Raw genomic sequence first — 18590 nt, forward strand, 5'->3', positions numbered from 1 at the left:
TTTATAAGTTATTGCCGAGTGAATGACAATTGTATGAAATAGTCAACATCGGCTGAACCACAAAAAACCATCGAATAATTCGGTGGTTTTTATTTATGTATGCTCGAAAAGTCAGATATGGCGCAAACCAGAAGGTCAAGTCTGAAAAAAGCTTTCACTAATATTAGTAGCATTTGATAGGTCGATCAGATAAAACTGTCAGCAATTCAGCACCTTAATAATTTGATACTAAACCAGATTAACTCAATGATGCCAGACTAGCCATGAGATAATTTTTCCATCTAAGATTTTAAAATAACCATCGAACTGAGCCCCTTTTGGGAGGTTTTCAGCAAGGGGTTGAGTTAATTGTAGAGTAATACTGTTATTTAGAAGATCTAAATTACTGATTATAGCTGTATCAAAACCAAAAAAATGACCCACTTTGGGATACAATGCTTTGTATAAACTTTCTTTTGCGGAAAAGACAATGGACAAAGCTATTTCATAATGCACGCAGCTGGTTGAGAGAAGTTCTTGTTCTTCAGGTGAGGTAAAATAATTAGCAGTATCTCTCATTATTGCAGGATTCAGTTCTTCAATATCGACACCAAGAGATATTTGTGTTTCGGTAGACGTCACTAATGCTATAGCATCTCTGTTGGTGTGTGAAAGGCTACCACACCAGCCGGAAGGCCAAGTTGGGCAGCCATCTACGGTTGTTCCGACTCTGCCGTAGCATTTTGGCGACTTCAATAGCAACTTAGCGGCGAAGCGTCCTGCGAGATACTCAGCTTTCCTCTTTAATACCGCAGAATTTAAAGTAGTTGAGAAAGGAATAGAAAAGGCATCAAATAACGCATCTTGATACTGATGAGAGTCAAATATAACCTTACAGTATCTTACTGAAGGATAACGATTAACATAACCAATATCAATATTTCGGATAAAGGGGACTGCGGAGCTTTGTGTTATTGAAGTGAGCACTAAATTTCATCTTATTTTGTTGCGTTTTTATTTTGATAAATCGTACTAAAATCCGATCTTTAACTCAATGTCAATTATTCTAAACTGTAAGCGCCCCATACTCCCACGGGACGTGTTCTGGTCAACTCCATCCGGACACTTTCTTTAGAGACTTTTCATAATTAACCGGCGACATATCATTGTTCGCCGAATGCAGCCTTTCGAGGTTGTAATACCTCATGTAGGCTAAGACATCTTCCTTCATATGCTCTCTGGTTGGCTGATGTACTTTAAATAACCAGTCGTGCTTTAAGCTTCCGAAGAACCGCTCGACCACGGCATTGACGCTCCTATGTCAAGACAGATTCGCTATATCTTTCAGTATTAGCGGGAAAAGCTCTCTCGCTATATAACGTTTTAGGGTGCGAGTTATTTCCTTAGTTGATAACCCTTCCGCTGTTCTTCGAGCAACATAGTCTTTTGTTCTGGGATCACTGCGCATTCTTACCATCGCCACGGTCCAAAGCGCATTATTCGCACTACGGCTACCTCCTCGATTCAACCTATGACGGGTAGTTTTCCCTGATGACGCTGGAATGCCACACAAGGCTGCAAACGATGATTATTTCCTTAATCGGTTGGCGTTGTCTCCAGCTGTAACTAAGAGCGTCGCTGCCACATTTGTGCCGACCCAAAATTTTGACACAAGGCTTTGAGCTGTGTTTAACGTTAGTTTTTTCAAAGCATTATCAAGAGCTTTCACTTGGTCGTTTAGGAAGCTCCAACGTTGTGCCAACAACACTAGTGAAATCATTAATGGCTCACTACTATTAGAGCACCGCTTTAAGCATGCCCCCGCACAAGCACTAGACTTTGGCTGGTAGAGGGACTGTTTTAGCTCATCCGGGCCTGATACAAGAAGTGCTCGTATTTGATTCATCGCCTGAGTTCTAGACTTGACGGCGCTATTGCGGGTCATTAGTAAACTCCGTAATGACTCAACGGGTCCTGCCTGGCTTTTAGGAATGACCTTTGCCTCACCAGATAATACGCTTTTAGCCGCATTCTCTGAATCTATAACATCTGTTTTGCCTTTCAGACGTCTCTCCATTCGATTTTGCCGCATAACTTCATATACATCAATACCGTTCTTGATCAGGAACTTTGTCAGTTCAGCGCCATAGCTTCCCGTCCCTTCGATGCCAGCTTTTTGAAGGAACCCGCAAGACCGACACCATGCTAAGAGTTCACGATAACCTGTAAGGTCGACACTAAATGACTTACTTTTAACAACCTGACCCAGTTCATTGAGAAGTGTCGCAACATGAAGTTCCAGATGAGTATCTACACCTAAATACAATTTGTAGCGGGGATCGTTACTGTTCATTTAACCACTCTCCTGTGTGAATCGCCCAGCAGGACGGGACACTGGAGGTGCAATACAAAGCTCCTATTAGGTCACAACTGAGTCGATAGAATTGAACAGACTCTTTGAACGACAGGTCAACACAAAGACATTTCAGTCAATCCCAGCACGGGTCAGTACAAACAGTCTGTATTTATATTCTAATCCCAGTATCCCAGTAAGCTCCGACATCTCCCATGCTCGCACGCATGCCATAACCCCATAGCTGTTTGCGATATTGTCTGCTCGTATACTGGGAGCCTCTGTCGCTGTGGAACACAAGCCCCTTTCCTGGTTGACTCAGGTTATATGCCTTTACCAATGCCTGGCTAACCAAGTCGGTTGTCATTCGCTTATCAATATGCCAGCCAATAACTCGCCGCGAGTACAAGTCCATGACGATGGCTAAATACATCCAGCCTTCACCTGTTTTCAGGTAAGTAACATCACCCGCCCACACCTGATTGGGAGCAACTGGGTTAAAATTCTGATTCAACAAGTTATCGGCTACTGCATCACTGTGTTTACGCTTCGTTGTGATTTTGTAAGCCACTCGCTGAGTCACTTTTAGGCTGAGCCTGTTCATCACAGTGCACACTTTGTACCGACCAACGCTAAAGCCTTCTTCGCGCAGCTTCTTTGTCATTTCCCTACTACCGAGGCTCTGTCGGCTTTGTTTAAATAGCCACTTCACCCGGCGGTACAGGTTCAGCGTTTCAGCAGTGACCTCTTTTGCTGGCCGTTTTAGCCAGTCGTAATAACCTGAGCGGCTTACTCTCATCGTCTGACAAAGATGGGTTATTGGGTATCGAGTTGACTCAGTTTTAATGAAGTTAAACTTTACTTCGTTTCTTTCGCGAAGAAGGCTGAAGCCTTTTTTAGGATCTCCTTCTCCATACGTAACTCTTTGACTTATTTACGAAGTTGCTTGAGCTCAACACGTTCGTCATCGGATAGCTAGGTGCCTTCTAACTGGGCTTCTAACTTTTCCTTCCACTTGTAGAGAACCGTGGTTGTAACACCAATAGCTTCTGCTGCCTGAGCTACGCTATAGCCTTGATCTCGTACTAAGGCGACTGCTTCTTTTTTAAATTCCTTGGGGTAGCGTTTGTAAGCTCTTTTCACTGTCATGTTTCACCTCATTGATCTGACAATTATTGTCTCTCAATTCAGTGTCCAACTTCATTAGACCAGTACATTGAGAAGTTTAAAGGTGTGGGTGGTCAGATTTAAGGCTAAAATATCGAAAAGGATAGAGCTTCTGATTATCATTGAGTGAGGTGAAAGTGAAGTCCAAGCAGCAGCTATAACATTGGTATGCTGCCATACCAAAAGGTGAGAATTTTTTAGTTTGTAAATTCACACCTTTTTCGATCTTTCCGCATGATTATTGCAATAATGTGCGAATAGTGAGATAAGCCTTTTAGAATATACCTTCTCACACCAATCTCACTAATAAAAGTGTAAGGGTGAATGCAGGTGAAGATGCTATCTACCCTGAAGAAGATGATGAAGGTGAAGAGTAATTCCTTCCCAGTTTGAAAAATGCCAGCCTTGAGCTGGCATTTTTTTATCCTCAGAAAAATAAATGTCTTTAAATGCATTCATTCATTATAATGCGGTCAAAATTGATCTGGCTCAAGGAATGATATGCGGTTACTTCTCGATGGTCTTTGGCAAATTTCGCCATTGACGGATCTTTCTATTCCACAAGATGACATTACCTTTCCGGCTCCGTTAAGTTCAAAGCTCCCTGATACGTTGAGTGAAGAGCGAATCGCAGAGCAAGAGTGGCATTTAATGCACGACATTGAAGTCGATGATGCGATGCTGGCTTGCCCCTTTGTTGAGCTAGTCGTCGCGGGTGTCGATTACTTTGCTGAAGTGCGGCTCAATGGTGTAGCAGTCTTTGATTGTGATGGCAGCCAAGAAGAGTATCGTAAAGACATTCGCCCTTATATGCAGCCAGGTCGAAACCGCTTTGAGATCTTGTTTCTTGAAGAAGAGGAAGGGTTGTTGCTTGAAGAAGACATGGATGCACTATCACCTTCGTCAAAAGTCGTTAAATCAGACTCTCGAATGGGTATTTGGCAAGCTCCTTATCTGCAGTTTGTTCGCAATGTGAAACTTGACCAAATTGTCACTGAGCAGATCTGGCACCACGGTGGCGGTTGTGAGTTTAAAGTGGATGTGATCTACCAGACGCTAAAAGCGGGGCTGGTATCGGCATCAATCAAGTTCAATGGTATGACGTTGGTGATGCCGATAGATGTACGTGCGGAACATACTGGCGTTGTGTTCCAAGTTGAAGCACCGATAGTCTTTAATGTTGATAAGCCCAACCCTAAGCATTTATACCAGTTAGAAGTTGAGCTCGATGGACAAAAAGAGAGCTCTTTTGTTGCCCTAAACCCTGCGTCTTGCGTGAGTAACTTTTTACGCTAGACTGCACTTATAGCATTTTGGCCATGGCCACTTCACAAGCGTCGTGGCCTGTTTCTCCCCAAGCACTCTCTAGGTGCTCAAAACCTAATGCTTCATAAAGCTTAACCGCTGCCTCCAAACATTCTGTCGTTTCTAAGTACATTTGTTGGTAACCCAGTTGCTTGGCGAGTTTCAAGCTTAAGGCGACGATACGTTTAGCCAACCCCTGCCCACGAGTTTGTTCTAAGAAGTACATCTTTTGTAGCTCACATACGTCTTGTCGGCCTGCCAGTGGGGCAAAACCGCCACCACCCACAACTTCACCTTGATACTCGATCACCCAGTACATCGCATTGTCTTGGCTATATACAGAATACATGTCATCAAGCGTTGGATCGGCGACGCCATAGCCTTTGTCTGCGGTTAAGCCATGTTCGGCAGAGACTTGTCGTATGACATCGGCAACTTGTTCGTTGTCGGCGTGAGTGAGTGGGCGCAGTACAAACTCGTCGGCTTGGCAGACTTTAGTTAGCCCTTTGAGGTAAACCTCCAACCCAAGCTTTAACTGTTGTTGCTCATCCTCGTTTAGGGCTTCTAGCATATTGTCGAAGAAAGCGTTCTGTTGTTGGTCGAGCTCAGACAGCACCTGCTGTCCTCGAGTGGTGAGTGTGACCTTTTGACTGCGTTTGTCATTTGGGTTCTCGATGCTGTCGGTTAACTCAAGCTTGTTTAACCCTGCGACGGTGCGACTGGCATTCGACTTATCGACATTTAATCGTTGTGCGAGCTGGTTGATCGTGAGCGGTTGGAGTTGGATTTCTCCTAGGGCATGGGCTTGGACTGGGGTTAGGGCCATTTCGCCACATTGCTTATCGAGCATACCCAGCAAGCGAACGGCTTGGCGGGAGTAGTGTCTTAGTTGTCGAGCATTCATAATTACTTACCTCAAAAATAAAGTTGCGCACTGCAATTAATTTAATTGCGGTGCGCAACTTTGTCAATGGGTAAGATTCGATTCTCTGTTTAAGCGTGCTGGTGGACGCAAAATTGTGGTGCTTGAGCGTCTGATTTACGTAACCACACTTTCTCATGGAAGTAGTACGCGACTGTATTTAGAGCGGGCTCTAGCATCGCCATCACACCACCAACAAAGGCGTCACCAGTCAGCAAGTAGACCACGGTAAAAGCAACACTGAAGTGGATGGTCGCAAAGCTGGCGGTTTTTAATTTGGTCATCCACTGACGAGCTTTAAGCGCTGGAACTTGAGCCCACGCCTTTTCATGAAAATAGAAGGCGACCGTATTTACAGAGGGCTCAATCATGGCAATTAAGCTACCAATTAAGATGTCGCCTGTTAGTACGTAAGCGACACTAAATGCGATAGTAAAATGTAATGCAGCAAAGGTTAGTGTCTTTTTCATGATAATTACTCAATCGTTGTGTTGTTTCGATAGAGCTATTATTGAGAATTATTATCATTAAATGAAATGGGTATTAGAGATTAATTTGATAGGCAAAAGCTATCAAATTGCCGGCGAAGTTTGGAAAGTGCTGTTATTGGGTGATAAATCCAATGGCATAAAAAAAGGCTGACCATAAGGCCAACCTTTTTATCTGTAACGAGAAGTTTAAAGGCTTCTCATGGAGCGAGGATTTTAAAGAGCTGCGATGGTCGCTTTTTGCTCTTCAAGCTTAGTTAGTGTCTCTTGGTAACCCACTAGCTTCTCACGCTCTTTCGCGATAACCGCTTCAGGTGCTTTAGCAACGAAACCTTCGTTACCTAGCTTGCCTTCGATACGCTTGATTTCGCCGTGAGTTTTCTGCACTTCTTTATCAAGGCGAGCAAGTTCTGCGTCCTTGTCGATCAGACCGGCCATTGGGATCATCAGCTCAGATTGACCCACTAGCTTAGTCGCACATGCTGGAGTCTCAGCATCTTGAGCAAGAACAGTTAGGCTATCTAGCTTAGCAAGAGAGTTCAGAACAACCTTGTTTGCTTCGATACGCGCAGCGTCTTTCTCACTAGCAACTTTGATCATTACTTCTAGGCCTTTGCTAGGTGCAATGTCGTATTCCGCACGTAGGTTACGGATAGCAGTGATGAAAGTCTTAACCCATTCGATATCTTCTACGATCTCAGCGTTGAAGTTCTCTTCGTTAAACTGAGGAAGCGCTTGAGTCATGATAGTGTCGCCTTCAACACCATCTACTAGCGGCTTAACGCTCTGCCAGATAGATTCAGTGATGTAAGGAAGTACTGGGTGAGCAAGACGCAGTGTTTTCTCTAAAACAGTGATCAGCATGTAGCGAGTTGCTTGTTGCTGAGCTTCAGTGCCTTTCCATAGAACCGGTTTAGTTAGCTCTAGGTACCAGTCACAGAATTGGTTCCAGATGAATTCGTAAAGCGTGTTTGCTGCCATGTCTAGACGGTAGTTGTCTAGGTGAGCATTAAACTCTTTCGCTGCTAGTTCAAACTGAGATTCAATCCACTTATCCGCTAGAGAGAATTCCATGTTTGCACGGTCTTCAGCTGATAGTGACATGCCACAATCGTGCTCTTCTGTATTCATCAGTACGTAACGGCTTGCGTTCCATAGCTTGTTACAGAAGTTACGGTAACCTTCAAGACGCTTCATGTCCCAGTTGATGTCACGGCCAGTTGAAGCCATAGCAGCAAGAGTGAAACGCAGTGCATCAGTACCGTATGGTTCGATACCGTTCTCGAAAGTCTTACGCGTGTTCTTCTCGATCTTCTTCGCTAGCTGAGGCTGCATCATGTTGCCACAACGCTTCTCTACTAGAGACTCAAGGTCGATACCATCGATCATGTCGATAGGGTCAAGTACGTTACCCTTAGACTTAGACATCTTGTCGCCGTTTTCGTCACGGATTAGACCCGTTACGTAAACTGTCTTGAATGGTACTTGTGCTTTACCATTTTCGTCTTTGTTGAAGTGCATGGTCATCATGATCATACGCGCAACCCAGAAGAAGATGATGTCGAAGCCAGTTACTAGAACGTCTGAAGGGTGGAATGTCTTCAGGTCTTCAGTTTGCTCTGGCCAGCCTTGAGTACCGAATGTCCATAGTGCAGAAGAGAACCATGTATCTAGTACGTCGTCGTCTTGGCGAAGAACAACTACTGGTGCAAGGTTGTTGTTTGCACGTACTTCTTCTTCAGTACGGCCTACGTATACGTTGCCGTCGTTGTCGTACCATGCTGGGATACGGTGACCCCACCAAAGCTGACGAGAGATACACCAGTCTTGAATGTCACGCATCCAAGAGAAGTACATGTTTTCGTACTGCTTAGGAACGAACTGGATATCACCATCTTCAACCGCTTTAACAGCAGGTTCAGCAAGAGGTGCAGCACGTACGTACCATTGGTCAGTTAGCATTGGTTCGATAACCACGCCACCACGGTCGCCGTAAGGAACCGTTAGGTCGTGATCTTTGATCTCGTCAAGAAGACCAAGTTCTTCGAATTCAGCAACGATCGCTTTACGAGCAGCAAAACGCTCCATGCCGTGGTACTTAGCAGGCAGTTCTGTAGAGTAAACATCGCTAGCTTCACCATTAGTAGTGAATACTTCAGCCGCATCACGGATGTCTGCGTTGAAAGTTAGGATGTTGATCATTGGTAGGTTGTTACGCTTACCAACTTCGTAATCGTTAAAGTCGTGAGCAGGGGTGATCTTCACACAACCTGTGCCTTTTTCCATATCTGCGTGCTCATCGCCTACGATAGGGATAAGGCGGTTTACGATAGGAAGTAGGATTTCTTTACCGATAAGATCTTTGTAACGTGGATCTTCTGGGTTTACAGCAACACCAGTATCGCCAAGCATTGTTTCTGGACGAGTTGTCGCAACAACAATGTAGTCTTTGCCTTCAGCTGTCTTTACGCCGTTTGCTAGCGGGTAGCGGAAGTGCCACATGTGGCCTTTTTTGTCTTTGTTTTCAACTTCAAGATCAGAAATTGCTGTGTGCAGTTTTGGATCCCAGTTTACTAGACGCTTACCACGGTAGATTAGGTCATCTTCGTATAGGCGAACAAACACTTCTTGAACAGCGTTAGATAGGCCATCATCCATAGTGAAACGCTCACGGTCCCAGTCTACCGATGCGCCTAGACGACGAAGTTGCTTAGTGATTGTGCCACCAGATTCGTTTTTCCATTCCCAGATCTTGTCGATGAAAGCATCACGGCCGTAATCGTGCTTAGTTTTGCCTTCTTCTGCCGCGATCTTACGCTCAACAACCATTTGAGTTGCGATACCAGCGTGGTCAGTACCTACTTGCCAAAGCGTGTTCTTGCCTTTCATACGCTCAGCACGGATTAGAGTATCCATGATAGTGTCTTGGAACGCGTGACCCATGTGTAGGCTACCAGTGACGTTCGGTGGCGGGATCATGATGCTGTAAGCTTCTTTTGATGTGTCACCGTGTGGCTTAAAGTAGCCTTTCTCTTCCCAAGTCTGATACAGAGCTTGTTCGATTGATGTTGGGTTGTATGTCTTTTCCATAGTGCTCTTAAACGGATACTGTGAATGGTTAATCGTGGTCAAACTTCATAAGTGAAGCTTCTTGAATCTAAATTCAAAGATAGCTTTATCTATGAGGTTTGACTATGGATGTTGAATCTCGATAGTCTGTAGCTGATATCCAGCCTGACGGTAAATTTTATACCTTTCTCGAGCGAGTTGCTTAGCTTTTTCTTCGCAAGGGACGAAGTCTATCACCTGAGCAAAGGCGTTCGCAAAGGTTGTATGATTATCGGCCAGATTAATTACTAGCTGACGATTCCAATTATGCTTTACACCTTGGTAACCAATCTCAATATTGGTTGAATACTTCGGGCCTTCGCCAACCAAGTTATGCGCAATAAATTCACTGGGATCGACTTGCCAGAAAACTTCTGCGATACGCTCGGCATGGGTTTTGTCATTACAGTTGAGATAAAGTTTAGCGCCTTGTTTTGCAAAGTGCTGAGCAAGAAACAGCACATAGTTAGCGAAACCTTCTTCACTCGCTTGCGGGCTGTCTGATGACACTATGTAAAACGTAGCGGTCTGCATACTTAATACTCGAACTGTAAATCGTGGCTATTTATCTTACTTGGTCAATAGACTCTCACAAATAGCGCTTATTAAAAAAGGGCCCGTAGGCCCTTCTTATTATTTTGAAGATTGCTCTTCAGTCTCTTGGCCGCTGCGGTTCAATAAGAATTGGACTAGCATTGAGACAGGACGACCTGTCGAGCCTTTTGCTGCGCCAGATTTCCAAGCTGTACCTGCGATATCTAGGTGAGCCCAGTGGTATTTCTTAGTGAACTTAGACAAGAAACAACCTGCAGTGATAGTACCGCCTGGGCGGCCGCCGATGTTTGCCATATCAGCAAATGGGCTGTTTAGCTGCTCATGGTACTCGTCTGCCATTGGTAGACGCCATGCACGGTCACTTGCTTGCTCAGAAGCGTTGACTAGCTCGTGAGACAGAGGATTGTGGTTCGATAGAACGCCACTGATGTGGTGACCCAGAGCAATAACACACGCGCCAGTTAGTGTTGCAACGTCAACCACGCAATCTGGTTCAAAACGCTCAACGTAAGTTAGCGCATCACAAAGAACCAAGCGACCTTCAGCATCAGTGTTTAGGACTTCAACTGTTTGGCCTGACATCGTCGTTAGGATGTCACCTGGGCGGTAAGCGTTGCTACCTGGCATGTTTTCACAACCAGCAAGAATACCGACAACATTGATAGGCAGGTTCAATTTAGCTAGCGCTTTCATTGTACCGAATACAGACGCAGCACCACACATGTCGTACTTCATCTCATCCATACCTTCACCTGGCTTAAGTGAGATACCGCCTGAATCGAACGTTAGGCCTTTACCAACAAGTACAATCGGTTTTGCATCAGAATCTGGTGCGCCTTTGTACTCCATGATAGACATCATAGATTCGTTCTTTGAACCACGACCCACCGCTAGGTAAGAGGTCATGCCCAGTTTTTCCATCTCTTCTTCACCGATGATCTTAGTCGTTACGGTTTCGAAGTCGTCAGCTAGGCGACGAGCTTGAGAGGCAAGGTAAGCTGGGTTAGCGATGTTTGGTGGCATGTTGCCAAGGTCTTTAGATGCTTTTACACCTGAAGCAATAGCAAGACCGTGAGCAATCGCTTTTTCACCTAGGCTCAGTTCACGACGTGTTGGTACGTTGAATACCAATTTACGTAGTGGGCGACGAGTCTCTGGCTTGTTGCTCTTGAATTGGTCAAATGTGTAAAGACCATCTTTAGTCGCTTCTACCGCTTGACGAACTTTCCAGTAAGTGTCGCGGCCTTTAACGTGCAGTTCTGTTAGGAAACATACGGCTTCCATAGAACCTGTTTCGTTTAGTGTGCTGATGGTTTTCTGAATAATTTCTTTGTATTGACGCTCGCCTAGCTCACGCTCTTTACCACAGCCTACAAGTAGAACACGTTCTGAAAGTACACCAGGTACTTGATGCAGTAGTAGCATCTGGCCAGGTTTACCCTCTAGATCACCGCGACGAAGCAGTGAACTAATATAGCCATCGCTAATCTTATCTAATTGCTCGGCTACTGGAGAAAGGCGGCGCGGTTCGAATACACCGACAACGATACATGCGCTGCGTTGTTTCTCTGGGCTGCCACTTTTTACACTGAACTCCATGCGTACTCCTACATCCTGAAGACAAATCGAACTAAATGTTAGATAATGGGTTCTTACTTGTTGGATCCTATAATGGAACTAACCTTAAAGAAGAACGCTAACACTTAGCTAAAAATTTAAAAAAATAAAAGGTTCAACGGGAAATTATAGTGATTCAATCAAAAAAACAAGTTTTGTATAGGTAATTTGAGCGTGATTATTGTTAGATATTTGATCCGCGAGACAATCAAGAGCCAATTTGCGATCTTTTTTGTTCTCTTTCTCGTGTTTCTCAGCCAAAAATTCATCAGTGTGTTAGCGGACGCCTCTGATGGTGCTATCCCTGCGAGTCTAATCTTGTCGATCGTTAGTCTAAATATGCCAGCGATGGGCTTATTGATGCTTCCGCTCAGTATCTATATTGGTATTTTGCTCACTTTTGGTCGTCTTTACGCTGAAAGTGAAATAGTGGTCATGAACGCGACCGGTATAGGTAACAAATTCCTGATTCAATCGGCACTCTACTTAGCTTTGATTACTGCGTCGGTTGCCGCTTTTAACTCATTCTGGTTATCTCCTTGGTCGCAAGACAAGGTTGAACAGATGTATGAGGAAGTGGCAGCAGAGAACAGTGTTGATTTGCTACCAAAGGGTAAATTTGAAGGAACGCCAGATGGTTCGTCTGTGGTGTTCATCGATGATATTGATGGGAATAAGCTAGAAAACGTGTTCGTTGCTCAAATGCGTCCGCGTGATTCTGTGCTTCCAAGTGTAATGTACTCGAAGTCGGGCGATGTAAAAGAGCTCAGCGATGGCCGCCAAGTCATCGTGATGTACGATGGTACTCGTCATGAAGGTGTTCCAACTCGTCTTGACTATATGGTGACACACTTCGAAGAGTATGAAGGCTTGATTGGTCAGCGAGAAGTTGAGAAGAAAGGTCGTGACTGGGAAGCGATTCCGACACTTGACCTTGTTGGTAACCCAAACAATAGCGCAAAAGCTGAATTGCAATGGCGTATTTCATTGGTACTCTGTATTCCGTTGTTGACCATGCTTGTTGTGCCACTCTCGGCGGTAAACCCAAGGCAGGGACGTTTCGCTAAGATTGGTCCTGCGATTTTGATTTATCTGACCTACTTCTTGGCAATCAGTGCAACCAAATCAGCAATAGAAGAGGGCAGTATCCCTGCAGTAGTCGGCATGTGGCCAATCAATGCATTGTTGTTAATTGTCGCGATTGGTGCAAACTTTATGGATAGCGTGCCAGTAAGGCGTTTGAAAGAAAAATTCAAGAATAAGAGGTTGGCTTAAGCCGTGTTTAAGATTCTCGATTTATATATAGGCAGAACAATCATCGCAACCACGTCACTTGTACTGGTGACGTTTGTTGGCCTTTCAGGGATCATCAAGTATGTAGAGCAGCTGAGAAAAGTTGGTCGTGGTACCTACGATCTGCTTCAAGCTCTGTACTTTGTTTTGTTAAGTATCCCACGTGATATCGAAATGTTTTTCCCAATGGCAGCTTTACTTGGTGCATTGATCGGATTGGGTATGCTTGCGGCGAGCTCTGAGTTGGTAGTAATGCAGGCGGCGGGTTTCTCTAAACTTGATATCGGTTTCTCGGTACTTAAGACAGCGATTCCATTAATGATAGTGGTGACGCTATTAGGGCAATGGGGCGCGCCTCAAGCGCAAAAGATGGCTCGTGACTTAAGAACCATATCGATTGCAGGGGGGAATATCATCTCCACGCAAAGCGGTGTTTGGGCTCGTGATGCCAATGATTTCATCTTTATTGTCAAAATCGACGATGACAAGCTATATGGCATGAACATGTGGCGCTTTGATGAAAATAAGGCTCTGAAAACCGCTATCTATTCTAAAGAAGTGGATTACGTTGGAGACAACGTTTGGACGATGAAAGATGTTGTTGTTACTTCTTTTGAAAATGAACTGCAGATAACGAAAGAGAATTTGCCAACATACACTTGGAAAACATCACTTGCACCAGACAAGCTTGCGATCGTGACAGTGAAACCAGAAGAGCTGTCATTGAGTGGTTTGTATGATTACGTATCTTATCTGAAAGCTTCAGAACAAGATGCTGCGCGTTACGAGTTGGCGTTGTGGAGAAAGATAACCCAGCCAATCTCTATCGCGGTGATGATGTTGATGGCGCTGTCATTTATCTTTGGTCCACTGCGTAGTGTGACCATGGGGGCAAGGATCCTATCTGGTGTTATCGCAGGCTTTACCTTCTATATATCAAGTGAGTTCTTTGGCCCTGTGAGTTTGGTGTATCAGATACCGCCGGCCTTTGGTGCGTTAGCCCCAAGTGTCGTATTCCTCGGAATAGCCGTGATGCTCTTGAGGCGGAAACTATAAATAAAAAAGGAAGGCATAACGCCTTCCTTTTTTTATCTTGATTGAAGCTGTTTAGAAGCACTATCGCGCTTGAGGTAACACAACCACTTCGGTCTTCGCCCAGATATCGTGAAAGCCACGCTTTTGAGGATCTAAGGGAACGCATAGGTTGGCTAAACCAAAACCAGAGGTTCCTAAGCGAATAAGAGCTTGAGTGACAGTAATCGCAGAACCATCTTTGTTCTGAACGCGGAGTTTCCACGCTCTCATTCCCAGAGTTTGACCCGCTCGAGTCCAGAAGAACACAAAGAAGTAAACCCAAACCGCTACTAGATAAAATGTGTAAACCGGGCTCCAGATAGGGTGGTTGGTTAGGAAGTCACTGACATCGGCATAACCACTGTGGTCAAAAATGCCAAGAGCCATAAGCGCATGCAGTAAAGCGATAATGACGCCAGCTGCCATCATTTCAATAGCGATCACGATAAGAGCGTCATAGAACAAAGCACCGAATCGGCGCATCATTCCAGCTGGTGGCAGTGTGTTGGTAGATGTCATGGTGTTATTACTTCTTCTAAAATTTAGGCGTCAGAATATAGTTTAAGGCAGAGCGTGAAAAGAGACATGACGCACAGCTTATGACTTAGTGGCGAAATTATCGGCAAACACACGTGAATTCAAGTTTTTATGCTTGCCACATCAGCTTGCTTACGTATAATGCCAAACATCGACAGGGCAATGCCCACGATAATGCCGGTATGGTGAAATTGGTATACACGACGGATTCAAAATCCGTTGCCTTCGGGCGTGGCGGTTCAAGTCCGCCTACCGGTACCATATTTTAAGATAGAGCCTCAACGAAAGTTGGGGCTTTGTTGTATCTGGAGTCTGGAAAGCGTTGCCTTCGCGGTGGCGGCAGGAATGCCTGTCCAATCAGTCCGCCTACCGGTACCATATTTTAAGACAGAGCCTCAACGAAAGTTGGGGCTTTGTTGTATCTGGAATTTGGAAAGCGTTGCCTTCGTGGTAGCGGCAGGAATGCCTGTCCAATCAGTCCGCCTAAACCGGTACCATATATAGAAAGGTCGCTTTTATAGCGACCTTTCGTCGTTTTGGGCGTTTGTGAATTTGAAATCCAGCTTGTTGGCTCGGATGCAAATTACGAATCAGTCAGATCTTGATGTTTCATTCATAAATCTCATCAATTCCCATCGTAGTAATAACCTTCAATAAATTAATCATCTGAAATCAGCCTGTTACCTGTAATTTTTGCTTCTATTGTCTATGTTTAAAGTAGCAATAGAGGAGAAAGATATGCTGACAGTAACCCCTTACTTATTTTTCGATGGTCGTTGTGGCGAGGCGTTGGATTTTTATCATAAATGCTTTGGTGGAGTTGTCTTATCGAAACAACTCTTTAGTGATGCTCCACAGGTAATAGAGGGAGCGCAGCCTGATTGGATCATGCATGCTGAATTCGAAGCCTTTGGTATGAAGCTGATGATGTCTGATGGGGTTAAAGCTAAAGAACTCGAAGGGAATAATCTTGCTCTTTCTCTCGTTACAGATGATACCGCGACCCAAGAGCAGATCTTTGAAAAACTAACACAGGGTGGGCGAATTATGACGCCGCTTGCAGACACGTTTTGGGGCGCTAGGTTTGGCAAAGTTGAAGATAAGTTCGGTATAAGATGGATGGTGCATTGCGACTCTTTAAACTGAACCTGTGAAATAGGATAGTGAAATTGCTGCTTGGTTTTATTAGAATTATAAATAGAGATTATTAATCAACGTTATATATAAAAATGGGCAGCATAAAAATTACCGTAGATCGCATCCAGCCCGGTCTACATATACGACTTCCCGTCAAGTGGAATGAACACCCGTTTCTATTCAATAGCTTTAAAATAAAAGACGATGCTCAGGTTAAGATCATTCGACACCTTGGTATCAAACACGTCTATATAAACCTTAATCAAAGTGATACTTCACCTTTGCCGGTTAACCATATGGTTGAGTTGGAATCAGGTGATGACTTACAGGTTAGTCTTGAAGCTGAAAAAATGTGGCAAGAAAAGCATGATCGCATTGAAACTTTAAGTTCTTACCGACGCAGAGTGAGTAACTGTGAGAAAGAGTTTGAGCGTTCACTTGCTCGAATGCGCTCAGTCATGACCAAAATTCGCAATCGTCCTTTGGATGCGGTAGGAGAGGTGAAATCTCTCGTTGATGATATTGTCGAAACATTAGTATGTGATGATAACGTCACACTCCACCTAATGAATGGTAAAGCTGACTTTGAAGATATCTACTTCCACACACTAAATGTTGCTGTTGTTGCCATGATGATCGGCAAAGCTAAAGGCTACAACACACAACAACTGAAAGCTCTCTCTTTTGCTGCGTTATTCCATGACGTGGGCAAAATCAAAATACCCGTCGCTATATTAAGAAAGCAGAGCGCATTGACGGTGCCAGAAGAGAACTACTTAAAGCTCCATACTAAGTATGGTGCGGATATCGTTTCTGCAATAGATGATTTTCCTGAAACAGCTAAAAAGGTAATTGCTCAGCATCATGAGATGAATGATGGCTCTGGTTACCCAGAAGGCTTAAAGGAAGAAGAGATTGATGAGTTTGCCAAGATAGTAGCAGTTGCCAATGCATTCGATAACTTGTGCCATGGTAAAACACAGTCACCGCCAATGATCCCTTACCTATCGCTTTCTCACTTATATAAGAACTGCAAACACCTATATAGCCAAGACAACTTAAGTCTATTGGTTAAGTTCATGGGAGTGTACCCGCCAGGAACCGTGGTTCAGCTCTCCAATGATTCAATTGGTATTGTTATTTCGGTAAATGCCAAGCATATGCTTTATCCCAATGTGCTGACGTATGACCCTAGCGTGCCCAGAACACAAGCTCCGGTAATCGACCTGCTTGCTAAAGATATAAAAATCGTTAATGCGGTTAATCCCAACAAACTACCTGAACAAGTAAGAGAGTACCTAAACCCTAGGTCCCGGTTGTCTTACTTCTTTGATAGTGGTGAGTAGTTATCCACAGGGTTCTGTGAGTAATTTGTTCGAAAGTTGGGCTTAAAGTGGTACAAATAAGCCCTTGGTTGAAATGTCTTCGTTTAACCTCTTTTTTCAATAAAAAATGCATTTAATGCTTGCCAATATGAGCGGCGTCTCTATAATGCCGCCTCACTGACACGGCAGACGCCACAAGGCTTCAGCGAAGAATGTTAGTAAAGGCAACTAGCTTTGAGTGATAATTCACTCCTACTTTTAGAAAGTAGAAATTAATTCCAAATAAGTGTTTGACACTGAGAATTAAGTCGCTAGAATGGCCGCCTCTTACGAAGTGACGCAGGTCACAACGAAGAGAAGCTCTTTAACAATTTAAACCTATCAATCTGTGTGGGCACTCGTTGATGAATATCAAAAATGAAACTTCGGTTTCAACTTGATTTCAATGAACTGAGTGACCAATCGATAATTTATTATCGGCACAGTCAATTCATTATCATTCTGTTGGAATGATAATGGGATTAGCTAGTTGGTGAGGTAATGGCTCACCAAGGCGACGATCCCTAGCTGGTCTGAGAGGATGATCAGCCACACTGGAACTGAGACACGGTCCAGACTCCTACGGGAGGCAGCAGTGGGGAATATTGCACAATGGGCGAAAGCCTGATGCAGCCATGCCGCGTGTATGAAGAAGGCCTTCGGGTTGTAAAGTACTTTCAGTTGTGAGGAAGGGGGTGTCGTTAATAGCGGCATCTCTTGACGTTAGCAACAGAAGAAGCACCGGCTAACTCCGTGCCAGCAGCCGCGGTAATACGGAGGGTGCGAGCGTTAATCGGAATTACTGGGCGTAAAGCGCATGCAGGTGGTTCATTAAGTCAGATGTGAAAGCCCGGGGCTCAACCTCGGAACTGCATTTGAAACTGGTGAACTAGAGTACTGTAGAGGGGGGTAGAATTTCAGGTGTAGCGGTGAAATGCGTAGAGATCTGAAGGAATACCAGTGGCGAAGGCGGCCCCCTGGACAGATACTGACACTCAGATGCGAAAGCGTGGGGAGCAAACAGGATTAGATACCCTGGTAGTCCACGCCGTAAACGATGTCTACTTGGAGGTTGTGGCCTTGAGCCGTGGCTTTCGGAGCTAACGCGTTAAGTAGACCGCCTGGGGAGTACGGTCGCAAGATTAAAACTCAAATGAATTGACGGGGGCCCGCACAAGCGGTGGAGCATGTGGTTTAATTCGATGCAACGCGAAGAACCTTACCTACTCTTGACATCCAGAGAAGCCAGCGGAGACGCAGGTGTGCCTTCGGGAGCTCTGAGACAGGTGCTGCATGGCTGTCGTCAGCTCGTGTTGTGAAATGTTGGGTTAAGTCCCGCAACGAGCGCAACCCTTATCCTTGTTTGCCAGCGAGTAATGTCGGGAACTCCAGGGAGACTGCCGGTGATAAACCGGAGGAAGGTGGGGACGACGTCAAGTCATCATGGCCCTTACGAGTAGGGCTACACACGTGCTACAATGGCGCATACAGAGGGCAGCGAACTTGCGAGAGTGAGCGAATCCCAAAAAGTGCGTCGTAGTCCGGATTGGAGTCTGCAACTCGACTCCATGAAGTCGGAATCGCTAGTAATCGTAGATCAGAATGCTACGGTGAATACGTTCCCGGGCCTTGTACACACCGCCCGTCACACCATGGGAGTGGGCTGCAAAAGAAGTGGGTAGTTTAACCTT

At 44.8% G+C, this 18590-nt stretch carries 14 protein-coding genes, 1 tRNA gene, 1 rRNA gene and 2 pseudogenes; 7 read left to right on the forward strand and 11 right to left on the reverse strand.

Annotated elements, in window-relative coordinates; all coding sequences use genetic code 11:
• Nucleotides 1-243: 243 nt before the first annotated feature.
• The 5 genes and pseudogenes from F0251_RS13320 to F0251_RS13335 all read right to left on the reverse strand — a co-directional run.
• Nucleotides 244-966, reverse strand: coding sequence for a 4'-phosphopantetheinyl transferase superfamily protein (locus tag F0251_RS13320; RefSeq protein ID WP_171731150.1), 723 nt, complete (start codon nucleotides 964-966; stop codon nucleotides 244-246).
• Nucleotides 967-1087: 121 nt separating this feature from the next.
• Nucleotides 1088-1288 (reverse strand): annotated as a pseudogene (locus F0251_RS13325) (IS3 family transposase); the annotation flags it as partial.
• A gap of 12 nt (nucleotides 1289-1300) precedes the next feature.
• On the reverse strand, nucleotides 1301-1552 hold the full coding sequence (locus F0251_RS24665; RefSeq protein ID WP_216610935.1) for a transposase: 252 nt from the start codon (nucleotides 1550-1552) through the stop codon (nucleotides 1301-1303).
• 15 nt (nucleotides 1553-1567) lie between these two features.
• The gene (locus F0251_RS13330) at nucleotides 1568-2332 is read right to left on the reverse strand and encodes a transposase (RefSeq protein WP_216610936.1); all 765 of its coding nucleotides are present in this window, start codon (nucleotides 2330-2332) and stop codon (nucleotides 1568-1570) included.
• A 190-nt stretch (nucleotides 2333-2522) separates the two neighbouring features.
• A pseudogene (locus F0251_RS13335) lies at nucleotides 2523-3481 on the reverse strand (IS3 family transposase); the annotation flags it as partial.
• Between the two features lie 519 nt (nucleotides 3482-4000).
• Here F0251_RS13335 and F0251_RS13340 point away from each other — a divergent pair.
• Nucleotides 4001-4795 (forward strand): hypothetical protein, encoded by a 795-nt coding sequence (locus F0251_RS13340; RefSeq protein WP_061033896.1) that lies wholly within the window; start codon nucleotides 4001-4003, stop codon nucleotides 4793-4795.
• A gap of 7 nt (nucleotides 4796-4802) precedes the next feature.
• Here the strand turns inward: F0251_RS13340 and F0251_RS13345 are convergent, their stop codons facing one another.
• From F0251_RS13345 to pepA, 5 genes are all read right to left on the reverse strand, one after another.
• Complete coding sequence (locus F0251_RS13345; RefSeq protein WP_171731151.1) at nucleotides 4803-5708, reverse strand: bifunctional helix-turn-helix transcriptional regulator/GNAT family N-acetyltransferase; 906 nt, start codon at nucleotides 5706-5708, stop codon at nucleotides 4803-4805.
• Between the two features lie 89 nt (nucleotides 5709-5797).
• Complete coding sequence (locus F0251_RS13350) at nucleotides 5798-6196, reverse strand: DUF2061 domain-containing protein (RefSeq protein ID WP_004738671.1); 399 nt, start codon at nucleotides 6194-6196, stop codon at nucleotides 5798-5800.
• Nucleotides 6197-6430: 234 nt separating this feature from the next.
• Entirely contained in the window at nucleotides 6431-9304 is a 2874-nt protein-coding gene (locus F0251_RS13355; protein WP_061033894.1) for a valine--tRNA ligase, read from the reverse strand.
• A gap of 102 nt (nucleotides 9305-9406) precedes the next feature.
• Nucleotides 9407-9856, reverse strand: a complete 450-nt coding sequence (locus tag F0251_RS13360; protein WP_171731152.1) for a DNA polymerase III subunit chi — start codon at nucleotides 9854-9856, stop codon at nucleotides 9407-9409.
• A 99-nt stretch (nucleotides 9857-9955) separates the two neighbouring features.
• Nucleotides 9956-11476: a leucyl aminopeptidase gene (gene pepA, locus F0251_RS13365; protein ID WP_004738667.1), complete on the reverse strand. Its 1521-nt coding sequence runs from the start codon at nucleotides 11474-11476 to the stop codon at nucleotides 9956-9958.
• A 192-nt stretch (nucleotides 11477-11668) separates the two neighbouring features.
• On the opposite strand from pepA, the gene lptF reads away from it, so the two are divergent.
• Together lptF and lptG are read left to right on the forward strand one after the other, a co-directional pair.
• Nucleotides 11669-12769 (forward strand): LPS export ABC transporter permease LptF, encoded by a 1101-nt coding sequence (lptF, locus tag F0251_RS13370; protein ID WP_032498526.1) that lies wholly within the window; start codon nucleotides 11669-11671, stop codon nucleotides 12767-12769.
• A gap of 3 nt (nucleotides 12770-12772) precedes the next feature.
• Nucleotides 12773-13843, forward strand: a complete 1071-nt coding sequence (lptG, locus tag F0251_RS13375) for an LPS export ABC transporter permease LptG (RefSeq protein ID WP_061033892.1) — start codon at nucleotides 12773-12775, stop codon at nucleotides 13841-13843.
• Between the two features lie 60 nt (nucleotides 13844-13903).
• On the opposite strand, the gene F0251_RS13380 is transcribed toward lptG, so the two are convergent.
• A complete protein-coding gene (locus F0251_RS13380; protein ID WP_004738663.1) occupies nucleotides 13904-14380 on the reverse strand; it encodes an RDD family protein in 477 nt (158 codons plus the stop codon).
• A gap of 194 nt (nucleotides 14381-14574) precedes the next feature.
• On the opposite strand from F0251_RS13380, the gene F0251_RS13385 reads away from it, so the two are divergent.
• The 4 genes from F0251_RS13385 to F0251_RS13400 all read left to right on the forward strand — a co-directional run.
• Nucleotides 14575-14659 (forward strand) — tRNA-Leu (locus F0251_RS13385).
• Between the two features lie 477 nt (nucleotides 14660-15136).
• On the forward strand, nucleotides 15137-15544 hold the full coding sequence (locus F0251_RS13390; RefSeq protein WP_008224717.1) for a VOC family protein: 408 nt from the start codon (nucleotides 15137-15139) through the stop codon (nucleotides 15542-15544).
• 83 nt (nucleotides 15545-15627) lie between these two features.
• On the forward strand, nucleotides 15628-16881 hold the full coding sequence (locus F0251_RS13395) for an HD-GYP domain-containing protein (RefSeq protein WP_171731153.1): 1254 nt from the start codon (nucleotides 15628-15630) through the stop codon (nucleotides 16879-16881).
• Between the two features lie 257 nt (nucleotides 16882-17138).
• Nucleotides 17139-18590: ribosomal RNA gene (locus F0251_RS13400) — 16S ribosomal RNA — on the forward strand; the annotation flags it as partial.

It is taken from the genome of Vibrio sp. 070316B (assembly GCF_013114115.1).
In the GTDB taxonomy this organism is placed as follows: Bacteria; Pseudomonadota; Gammaproteobacteria; order Enterobacterales; family Vibrionaceae; genus Vibrio; species Vibrio chagasii_B.

Bases quoted from the DNA above. Each gene is read 5' to 3' on its own strand.
- F0251_RS13330 (WP_216610936.1), bottom strand. From the start codon at position 2,332: ATGAACAGTAACGATCCCCGCTACAAATTGTATTTAGGTGTAGATACT.
- F0251_RS13340 (WP_061033896.1), top strand. From the start codon at position 4,001: ATGCGGTTACTTCTCGATGGTCTTTGGCAAATTTCGCCATTGACGGAT.
- F0251_RS13345 (WP_171731151.1), bottom strand. From the start codon at position 5,708: ATGAATGCTCGACAACTAAGACACTACTCCCGCCAAGCCGTTCGCTTG.
- F0251_RS13350 (WP_004738671.1), bottom strand. From the start codon at position 6,196: ATGAAAAAGACACTAACCTTTGCTGCATTACATTTTACTATCGCATTT.
- F0251_RS13355 (WP_061033894.1), bottom strand. From the start codon at position 9,304: ATGGAAAAGACATACAACCCAACATCAATCGAACAAGCTCTGTATCAG.
- F0251_RS13360 (WP_171731152.1), bottom strand. From the start codon at position 9,856: ATGCAGACCGCTACGTTTTACATAGTGTCATCAGACAGCCCGCAAGCG.
- pepA (WP_004738667.1), bottom strand. From the start codon at position 11,476: ATGGAGTTCAGTGTAAAAAGTGGCAGCCCAGAGAAACAACGCAGCGCA.
- F0251_RS13380 (WP_004738663.1), bottom strand. From the start codon at position 14,380: ATGACATCTACCAACACACTGCCACCAGCTGGAATGATGCGCCGATTC.
- F0251_RS13390 (WP_008224717.1), top strand. From the start codon at position 15,137: ATGCTGACAGTAACCCCTTACTTATTTTTCGATGGTCGTTGTGGCGAG.
- F0251_RS13395 (WP_171731153.1), top strand. From the start codon at position 15,628: ATGGGCAGCATAAAAATTACCGTAGATCGCATCCAGCCCGGTCTACAT.